At 39.4% G+C, this 10105-nt stretch carries 5 protein-coding genes and 3 pseudogenes; 4 read left to right on the plus strand and 4 right to left on the minus strand.

Features of this window, described 5'->3' with window-relative positions:
- Positions 1 to 65 precede the first annotated feature (65 nt).
- Both H7J92_RS04540 and H7J92_RS04545 read left to right on the plus strand, forming a co-directional pair.
- Positions 66 to 3128, plus strand: coding sequence for a hypothetical protein (locus H7J92_RS04540; RefSeq protein WP_221835602.1), 3063 nt, complete (start codon positions 66 to 68; stop codon positions 3126 to 3128).
- An 806-nt stretch (positions 3129 to 3934) separates the two neighbouring features.
- Positions 3935 to 4393: a hypothetical protein gene (locus H7J92_RS04545; RefSeq protein WP_221835604.1), complete on the plus strand. Its 459-nt coding sequence runs from the start codon at positions 3935 to 3937 to the stop codon at positions 4391 to 4393.
- A 165-nt stretch (positions 4394 to 4558) separates the two neighbouring features.
- Here the strand turns inward: H7J92_RS04545 and H7J92_RS18025 are convergent, their stop codons facing one another.
- From H7J92_RS18025 to H7J92_RS17610, 4 genes and pseudogenes are all read right to left on the minus strand, one after another.
- Positions 4559 to 4645 carry a JAB domain-containing protein gene (locus H7J92_RS18025; protein ID WP_425516843.1) on the minus strand — a complete coding sequence of 29 codons (87 nt, stop codon included), beginning with the start codon at positions 4643 to 4645 and terminating at the stop codon, positions 4559 to 4561.
- A 308-nt stretch (positions 4646 to 4953) separates the two neighbouring features.
- Positions 4954 to 5184 (minus strand): annotated as a pseudogene (locus H7J92_RS04555) (ATP-binding protein); the annotation flags it as partial.
- Between the two features lie 31 nt (positions 5185 to 5215).
- A pseudogene (locus H7J92_RS04560) lies at positions 5216 to 6319 on the minus strand (IS3 family transposase).
- Between the two features lie 216 nt (positions 6320 to 6535).
- A pseudogene (locus tag H7J92_RS17610) lies at positions 6536 to 6789 on the minus strand (IS21 family transposase); the annotation flags it as partial.
- 129 nt (positions 6790 to 6918) lie between these two features.
- Between H7J92_RS17610 and istA the strand changes: the two are divergent.
- The gene (gene istA / locus H7J92_RS04565) at positions 6919 to 8433 is read left to right on the plus strand and encodes an IS21 family transposase (RefSeq protein ID WP_221835612.1); all 1515 of its coding nucleotides are present in this window, start codon (positions 6919 to 6921) and stop codon (positions 8431 to 8433) included.
- Entirely contained in the window at positions 8430 to 9149 is a 720-nt protein-coding gene (gene istB, locus H7J92_RS04570) for an IS21-like element helper ATPase IstB (protein ID WP_221835614.1), read from the plus strand. The genes istA and istB overlap by 4 nt, the downstream gene beginning before the upstream one ends.
- Positions 9150 to 10105 lie beyond the last annotated feature (956 nt).

The following is a 10105-nucleotide window of genomic DNA, read 5'->3' on the forward strand; positions in this document are numbered from 1 at the left end:
ACGTGAATTTTTCACTTCCTGGAAAACGATGAGAACCCTTTAGTACCAAGGGTTCCAGGGTTTTTGTGTTCTTTGCCGAAGTTATAGAAAGTGCGATTAACAAGACAACTGTTGAAGTAACGTTCAGCCATGAATTAGATAAAGCAACTGCTGAAAATTTCACAATTGAAGGCGGAAAAGTAAATTCTGCATCTGTTTCAGAAAATAAGAAAACAGTTACACTTGATGTTTCTGGACTAGATTATGATACAGACTACACTTTAGTAGCAACAGACCTAGTGTATAAAGGTGAGGCGTCTGGTACACTTTCAGCTAAGTTCTCTACTCCAGCAGTTACTGACCTATGGGATTTACAAGTAATCCCTGGTAAAGGTTCAATTGAAGCTAACGGTACTGATAACACTACGGTAACATTCCAATTGGTAGATAAAGTTACAGGAGAAGTTGACACAAATGCAAACGACCTTGTTCTAGACCTAAATACAACTCATGGTGCGTTAGCTCAAAAGCGGGCAACAATCCAAAATGGTAAGGCAACAGTCGTACTTCGTTCTGAGTTCAATGCAAAAGGTGTTACGGCTAAAATCGACGCACAAATTATTGAAGCTTCAGGAGACTATAAAGATTTGATTGGTGAAGTAGTAGGTACGGCAAACGTACAATTCACTGCACCAGGATCTTCAGAAGTTGATGCTGTTTACCTTACAGCTGCTAACACAAACGAAGCTGATCGTGTAACATTGACATTTGATAAAGCTGTTTCTGTAGCAGACTTTGTAGAAACAGACGTTAATGGACAATTGACAGGTGTACTTCGTACAGATAACACGGTTACAGTTACACAAAATGGTGGAACTAAAACACCAGATGTAGCAGGATTCTTACCTGGTCCTACAAAGAATACATTGGTAGCTGTTCTTAAAATAGCGGATGCTGATGACGCACAAGCTAACGAAGTATTAACAGACAACTCAGATGTCAAAGTTGCAGTAACTATGCAAAACTCTGCTGGTCAAGCAACAGATTCTAATCAAGAGTTTAAATTTACTGATGCACGTGTACCTCAAGTAACATCAGTGAATCCTGTCGGCTTAAATAAACTAACTGTAAAATTCTCTGAGCCAATCGCAAAAGCAGACTTCTTAATTGATGGGTTCTATAATTTGGAAGACGATCATTTTTCCGTAGAATATGGTAAGTTTGAATTTGATACAAAGTCAAAGAACTTTGTTGATAACCGTAATTTAGTAACCCTAACACTAGATGAAGTAAACTATGAAGAGTCTGGCGAAGATACACTTGCAGGATATTTCTCAGCAGGTAAACATGCCCTTCAAGTTTCAAAAATTCATGATTTCGCTGCATTATCTGATGACAATAACATTGGATCAACACAAAATCTTGAATTTAATATTGTAGCAAATAGTGACCTTGCAGTTTCTACTGTTAAAGTAGATTCTCCAAATCAATATCGTATTACGTTCGATAAAGATGCAAAATTGGACGACACTAAAGTAGAATTACAAGTGTATGATACGGACGCTAAAGAATGGGTAGCAGCAGATAACGGTAAAGGTGATCTGAAAGCTAAGCCAACAATCAGCGTTAATAAAATTAAAGGCGATACAGCCATCGAGCAATATAAAGTAGAAGTTGAGGAAGCATGGACAACACTTTATCAAACAGCTACTACAAACAATAACTATTATAACGACAAATATCGTTTAGTTATTAAAAAAGATGGACTTAAAACAAATGTGAACGGCAAGACAAATACATCAGATATTGAATTACCATTAAACTTTGCTGGTTCTGCAATGAACACACCAGACACAACAAGCCCGGTAATCTCTAAAGTAGAAGCTACTGATATCGCTGGTCGTTACGTTGTAACAATGAGTGAGCCTGTCCAAGATGTGGATTCGGATGGTAAACTTGCTAAAGAGGTGGAGTTTATTGGTAAAGATAAAGATGGTAAAGTACGTACATTTAAAGGTGAAGCGGATGGCTATACGGAAGATGGTTTAGACAATAAATTCTACGTTGATACTGACATTAACTCAACTAACGCTGCTCCTGGTGCAACTGAATACGATTTAATTAAAGATTTAGTACTAAAAGGTGGAAGTGAAAACTGGACACTTGTACTAAAAGATGTTACAGATGATATTGGTAATAAAGCTGCAACTGTTACAAAAGATTTCTTGATTAAATCTAAAGAGCTTGTAAGTAAGTTCGAGGTTAAGAAAAATACAACTGACCCAGTTACTTATGCAGTTGTAGGTTCTAAAGATGGAAAAGAAACGATTGAAATTACATTTACTGAAAATGTTGGCTTGACAGGCGTAGGTAGTGCAATTGATACTGCTAACTTCCAATTAAACGGTGCTGATCTACCGACTGGTACTTCTATTGCACTTAAAGGAAGCAATGCAGCAGACACGATTGTGATTACTGTTAAAGATGGTACGCTTAAGGAAGGTTCCAACGTAATTACCCTTGGTAAGAACTTGGTATCTAAAGAAGGTAAAGAATTGACTGGTGCGTACGCATTTACATTTAATGTAGATCCAGTTGCCGCTTCAAGCGATGATGCAAGTGTTACAGAAATTAAAGTGGATGGCGTACAAGCGACTGTTGATCCTACGAACGCTGAAGTTTATAATGTAGAACTTCCAAGCGGTACAGATCTAACTGCATTAACAGCAGCTGACGTAGTAGCGACAGCAACTGATTCAGAAGCGACTGTAGCAACAGCGACGACAGCTGATAACGGAACTACATGGACTGTAGAAGTTGAAGCAGAAGATGGCACAAAAGTTACTTATACAATTAATGTAACTGTAGCAACAGCTCCAAGCGATGATGCAAGTGTTACAGAAGTTAAAGTGGATGGCGTACAAGCGACTGTTGATCCTACGAACGCTGAAGTTTATAATGTAGAACTTCCAAGCGGTACAGATCTAACTGCATTAACAGCAGCTGACGTGGTAGCGACAGCAACTGATTCAGAAGCGACTGTAGCAACAGCGACGACAGCTGATAACGGAACTACATGGATTGTTGAAGTTGAAGCAGAAGATGGCACAAAAGTTACTTATACAATTAATATAACCGTTGCTCCTTAATAAAACTAAACGAAACGTTGCTTTATAAGCTATTCTACTAATCTAGTGCTAGTGAAATAAGCAGAAAATCGACCTCTTGGATTTACTATAATTCTTATAGTTTGTCCAAGGGGTCTTTTTCTAATTGTTATGCTGTATTTGTCGGTGAAGTTCCGATACATGGGAAACAGTTCAAATCTCCATGAGGCTGATCCTCCTACGTCCGGTGAGGAGCTATCACTCCAAAAGGGCGAAGTCAGGTGAAGTCGTACTCGTAAACGAGGCGGGGCTCTTTAAAAGGTGACTATGGCTAGGCAGACGAATCCACGTAAGCGGGATTGGTTCAGGCAGGCGTGCGAAATGGCTAGGAGCTCACGCTTGGTTCTCTCATTTACAATAATGATTCGATGATCCGCACAATTCGAACTGTTAAACGGATCATGTCCATTCCTGGATAGTGGAAGCCTAAGGTCATCAAAACAAGGGAACAGCATAATGGAACGTTTGAAGTCTTTCCGGAGGAGAGCCAGAGATCCCGGCAAGATGGCTGCGGGTTCGTAGTAGTGTCGATCGCTAGCCGTTTGTATTTGTATGGTAACATACGAGAAGGAGAAAACTAGCAGGAGCGAAGGAACCCATTCTGTGGTAAGTCTTGAAGCTTATTTCCCTAAGATAAGTGTAATAATATAGCCGATCCAGATTAAATTCTGTGATCGGCTTTTTCTAATAATATGGGTTTGAATATAAAGAATCTAGGTCTATTAAAGGGTATACTATTCTCACAGACCGATAAATATATGATTATGAGTGAACTGGAGGAAGAATGAATGAGAATCATGATAGATACAAATATTTATGACTCTTTAATAGATGATAATAAAACCTTGAAGTTGGTTGAGCAACTTGTGGAAGAAGGATTGGTGAAGATACTTACGACACATATTCAGGAAGATGAAGTAGAACAAACTAAGGCTACGGACAAAAGAGAGAAATTAAAAAATGTATCTATTACAAATAAAATAGGTACGAGTGTATTCGTTATAGGTACTTCCCGTATAGGTGAAGCGGGACTAGGTAGCGGGACAGAAAATGGTGTAGAATTTACAAGGATTCAAAAATTTAATAGCAAACATACGAATGATGCAATTATAGCTGTCACTACCGCAAAAGAAGCTGATGTTCTTGTAACCGAGGATACCAAGCTTAGAGAAAAAATTAAAGCTCAGTCTACAACGTTAGAAACCTGGGATTATAAGCAATTCACTGATTATATAAACTCATTGTAAAAAATAAGACTTTATATCTGCATTATTTTTGTTGAGTAAGTGTCCTTGTAATTCATTACTGGGTTAAGCCATTTTTTATTTTCATCCGTTTCTAACAAACTTTCAGCCATATATTATAATCCTGACTACAAACCTAAAGGTCTACTTCTATCAACGGAGGTAGACCTATTTTAAAGTGTGTAGCACTAGAATTGAGGCAGCATTGGACAGAATAGCCGTTTTCAGTACCTCCCTAGGATGAACAGATGCCACTGAAAAAGTCCATTTTATAAAGACATACAATCGGACTTCCGTGAACGCCGCTTCATTTTCATAAGTGCGTTCTAAAAATAAGTATTAAGCGGGCTATTTCTTAGTTGAATGAAGAAATAGCCCGCTTTTCTCGCTTTTCTATTGTATAATAAAAGCAGTACATTCAGGTGGTGTTCCGATGATTTCCAATCAAGAAACCTTAAACCTCACCCCTATATGGCAATCTACGATATCGTTGTGTTTTGCAAGAAAAAAGTGCAGAAGAATGCAAAGTAAAGTACATAAGCTTGCCAGCCTTCATTTCAGTATTATTTTTGACGTGATAAAGCGTTTGTTACTCTAAAACTATCTCCCGTGAAATTCAATATATGGGCATGATGTATTACTCGATCTACTAATGCTGCAGTCAATCTAGAATCGCTAAAAACGCGATTCCACTGACTAAATTCCAAGTTTGATGTGATGATTAAACTTTTTTGTTCGTACCAGTCAGAGATCAGTTGAAAGAGGAGCTCAGCCCCTTCCTTATTGAATGGTACGTTGGATTGTCAACACTAAGCTGAACAAAACTTATAAGTTTCCTAATCTGTATTCCAATGGACTTTTATAACCAAGTGTCCCATGAATTCGAATCGTATTGTATTGTACCAATTTACGTAATCATTTAGTTCGAGTTCCAGCTGATCAAGGCTGATAAAGTGCGCTTGTTTCGTGAACTCTGTCTTGACGATATTAAACATCGATTCAGCTACGGCGTTATCATATGGACATCCTTTCATGCTCAATAATCTTTGGATGCCAAATGTCTCTAGCGCTTCGTCAATCAGTTTGTTTTTAAACTCGCTACCGCGGTCGGTGTGAAACATTTGAATTGAGTTGAGGTCACGATTAACGCTTGATAAAGCTTTGTAAACAAGCTCTGCAGTCTTACTTGGACCAGCACTGTGCCCGATAATTTCACGATTATAAAGATCGACAAATAAGCATACGTAATTCCATCTTCCGTTTACTCGTACGTACGTCAGATCACTTACTACGACAGCCAATTCAGCTTGATCATTAAACTGACGGGCAAGTTCATTTTTCACGGGGTCTTCATTCACTTTTGATTTAAATGGTTTGAATTGGGCCACAGTATAATTCGAAATAAGCCCATGTTCCTTCATAATTCGACCAATACGTCGCCTAGAGACACACAAGCCGATCTTTTCAAGTTTCTTCTTGATCTTCCGAGTTCCATAATTGTTTCTACTTTCTTGACGGCATCGACTGTCTCATCTTCTACTTGCTTTTCAACAGGTTCATAGTAAAAGGTGCTTCTGGGAATATTGAGGACTTCGCACATTGCTGATACTGAGTATTTGTGGGCATTGTTGCGTATCACATCTACTTTCGTCCCATGATCAGCGCGGCTTGCTTTAAAATATCATTCTCCATTAGTAGACGTTGATTTTCTTTACGTAGTTTGATTAATTCAGCCTCTTCAGGCGTACGGTTGTCACGTTCTTGGAATGAACCAGATGTCTGGCTTTGCTTCACCCATTTATCAAAGGCGGAAGCGGTTAAATCATATTCACGGATAATATCAGCTCTTGGTTTTCCGCTCTCATACAACTTTACCAATTGACTTTTAAATTCAGGGGTAAAAGTTCTTCGTACTCTTTTTTGGGTCATCGTAGATTCTCCTCGTTTCTTTGGTTATATTCTACTAGACCTTAATTTTATTGTCTAACTAAGTGTAGCCTATCCAGGTTTTGATTCGACACCAATACAGTAGAGAAGTTTGAGGAGGCTGGCAAGCCTTTTTTCATTGAAACTTATATTGCAACGTTATGTACTTTTCCTTTTCAAAACTATGTACTTCTATTTTGCACTAAACAGATAAGAGATTAAACAATCTTTGCTCTCTTCTTTGAATCGTTCATCTGGTGTCTGCTGTGTCGTTTGATTGCGTTTTTTATGCACTACTTCGTCCAACCACCTACGAACTTCCTCATTTAATTCCTCATGCGTATTCGGAAGGCGTCGTTTAAAAAGGTGGATTTCAGATAATCGACCGCTCTTTCAATTTTCCCCTTTGTTTGCGGTCTATATGGCTTGCAGGCTTTCGGCACCACCCCGTAATAAGCTAGAAAGTCCTGAAACTGTTTGTGGCATCATAGAAATGTAGTGAACGGCAGTTAATTTATGTACATAAAAAAGGCCACTTGCCAACATCTAAAAAATTACATACACTCCTTTTGGGCATAAAGTTCATAGGAGGTATATAGGAGATGTTAGCAATGGCTGAAATTAATTATATCAGATTAGAAACCAACACTAAAGGGCGGAGTTATTCATCCGTCGCAAAACAGATGGGGGTCGACCCCCGCACAGTGAAAAAGTATGCAGATATGGAAGATTTCAATCCCGATCAACCGGTAAAGCAGAAACGTAAGGCGCCAGTGATGGATCCCGTCAAACCGATCATTGATCAATGGTTAATGGAAGATATGAAAAAGAAGAAGAAATTTAGAAGGACTGCTCAACGAATCTATGCTCTTTTGGTAGAGAAACATGCATTTCAAGGGTCCGATCGGGCAGTGCGTGAATATGTGGCCAAAAGGAAGAACGAATTACTGGAAGAGAGCGATGAAGCGGCACTGCCACTACAGACTATTCCTGGAACAGCACAAGTGGACTTTGGAGAAGCCCCTTTTCTTTATCAAGGTGAGGAGGTTATTCGACATTATCTTGTCCTCTCCTTTCCTAACAGTAATGCCTTCTTATTTCAAGTATTTCCGTCACAGAACAGGGAGTGTTTCCTTCAAGGTTTGGTCAATATGTTCCATTACCTAGGTGGGGTTCCACGCACGATACGATTCGATAATCTCTCACCTGCGGTGAAGAAGGTCTTACCAAATGGCGAACGGCAATTAACAGAGGAATTCGCTCGTTTCGTTGCCCACTATGGATTTGAATATGAATTCTGTAATCCCGGCAGCGGGAATGAAAAAGGTCATGTAGAAGCCATGGTGAAATATATTCGCAACAACTATCTATTACCCGAGATTCTGTACAATGATTTGGCAGAGTTAAATCAACAGGTATTGGCTTGGTGTGTGGAAAATCGCCAACGCTTACATTATGAAAAGGAACTGCCGATTGCCGAACTCTATTTGGCAGACGAGAAACGATTCCTTCAACTACCTGGCAAGCCTTATGAATGTGTGCGATACGAGCAAGTAAAAGCGGATAAATATGGGTTCGTCCGTATTGACCGAAAACAGTATTCCACTTCTCCACGTTTTGCGGGTCAAACGGTGCGCGCCAAACTATCTTTCGATACGGTGACCCTTTTACAGGACGACCATCAAGTAATCGTAGAACACTCACGACTCTATGGGGATGAGAAGAAAGCGATGAACTGGCAACCTTACTTACACTTGATGGCAAAGCGGCCTACGGCCTTGAAATACAGTTCCTTCTACGAAGAACTACCAGAGGAATGGCAGAGTTATTTACAGGATTGTACGGTGGAGGAAAAGCGAAATGCGCTTCAATTACTCGCCATCTTTATGAAAGATCAGGACTTCTCGCTCTCAACAAAAGCTTTAGGGATAGCCTCTGAACACGGTCACCCTTCAGCCGAAGCAATCAAGCACGTGTACTATCAGTTGATGAATGGTAGAGGGATTCGGGATACACTCACCCTGTCCTCAAAGGTTCCGGTTTCTAAAGAAGCTACTCGGGGATTGTCCCATTATGATCAGCTGATGACCCTGGCGAAGGGTGGTGAGAGGCGATGAGAGAGCGTATCGAAGAACACGCCAAACGTCTGAAGCTTAGCTGGATCCGAGAGCATTATCATAAAGTCAACGCTGAAACACATGAGGAATTTTTATTGACGCTTTTCGAGAAAGAAATTCAGCAACGGGAAGAACGTAAATTGAATACGTTGATTAATCAATCTAGACTGCCAGATATATCTGGCAGACAGCTAGAATGGCATGGAATTCATATGAACGGACATATCACACAAGATGAGATTGTGAATGGAGAATTTATCGAAAGAAAGGAAAATTTGATACTTTACGGAGGAGTAGGCGTTGGAAAGACGTTACTCGCAGCTTCAACAGGCTGGAATGCGATCCAGCAATTCGGCCAGAAGGTTCGTTTCTATACCGTGGCAGAATTGGTGAATCAGCTGCTTGAAGCAAACGAAAAAGGAACGCTTGGGAAGCTCTATAAACAAATCGAGGGCTTAGATCTATTGATCCTGGATGAGTTGGGCTATGTTCCCTTGCATAAGCAAGGAGCGGAGCTTCTGTTCCAGGTCATCAATTTGTGTTATGAAAAAAGAAGTGTGATGGTGACAACGAATCTTCAATTCGGTCAGTGGAACCATATATTTGGCGATCCAATTTTAACGGAAGCTTTCATTGACCGATTAATTCATTATTCACATCTTCTTGTATTTAATCGCGATAGTTTTCGGCATAAAGAATCACTCATGAATCAATAAAGACGATGTTGGCAAGGAGTTACATTTTTAAGTGCCAAACATTGCATTTCCTACTTGCCAAATACACATAGATAGTATCCGCTTCAATTTTTGTAATATTGCAGGATATTTTTACTTCTACATCTTCTCCCAAATTATTATATATAATTAAACTTGTGAATACTTTCTTACTCTTTAACAATTCTTCCAACGGCTGATGTATATCGTCTTTGAATTTAAATGGTCTAGATCTATCATTCATTGTTAAATAAATTAGGTTAAATAAATAGTCATCAATTTACTCATGAAAACTCTCCTTTAAATGGCCTTAAACAAGGGTCACAGAACCTGTTACCCGAACTTGATATACAATTTCTGAGATGTTACTGGTACCGGCATGTTTATGCTTGAAAGATTAGATGAAACGAATTGGATGATAGCAAGAAACAGCCCCTTAACCGATTTCTTGGTCGAGGGGCTGTGTTCTGTGATGTAGTACTCAGTTGCCAGAATAATGTATTAATTGTGTGGGAACCTGGCAACCAAACTCTATGTCTACATGGATTCGTTATTCTAGCCACAGACATCTTTTAAAGAACTCCGCCACGAAACCACCGGAGTACGACTTCACCTGACTTCACCCCTTCCGTGTGTTAGCACGTCATTGGACACAGGAGGATTAATCACATGAGAAGGTCGGCTGTTTCCCATGAATAGGAATTACACCGATCAAATCAGCAAAACAGTTAGAAAAGACTCCTTGGTCTTCCATACTAGTTAAAGTATACAAGTTCAGACCAAAGAGTCAGCTTCCACTTCTTTCACTAGTTTAATAGAGCGCTAGCTTATGAAGTAACGTTTCGTTTAGTTTTTATCAAGCAGTAGTAGTTACTGTTGTTTTAGTTGATGAATTTCCTGCTGCATCCACTACATATACATCATATTCTGTTTCAGCAGTCAATCCTGTAATTGTTACT

Origin of the sequence: Sporosarcina aquimarina, from assembly GCF_019748715.1 — a bacterium.
Taxonomy (GTDB): domain Bacteria; phylum Bacillota; class Bacilli; order Bacillales_A; family Planococcaceae; genus Sporosarcina; species Sporosarcina newyorkensis.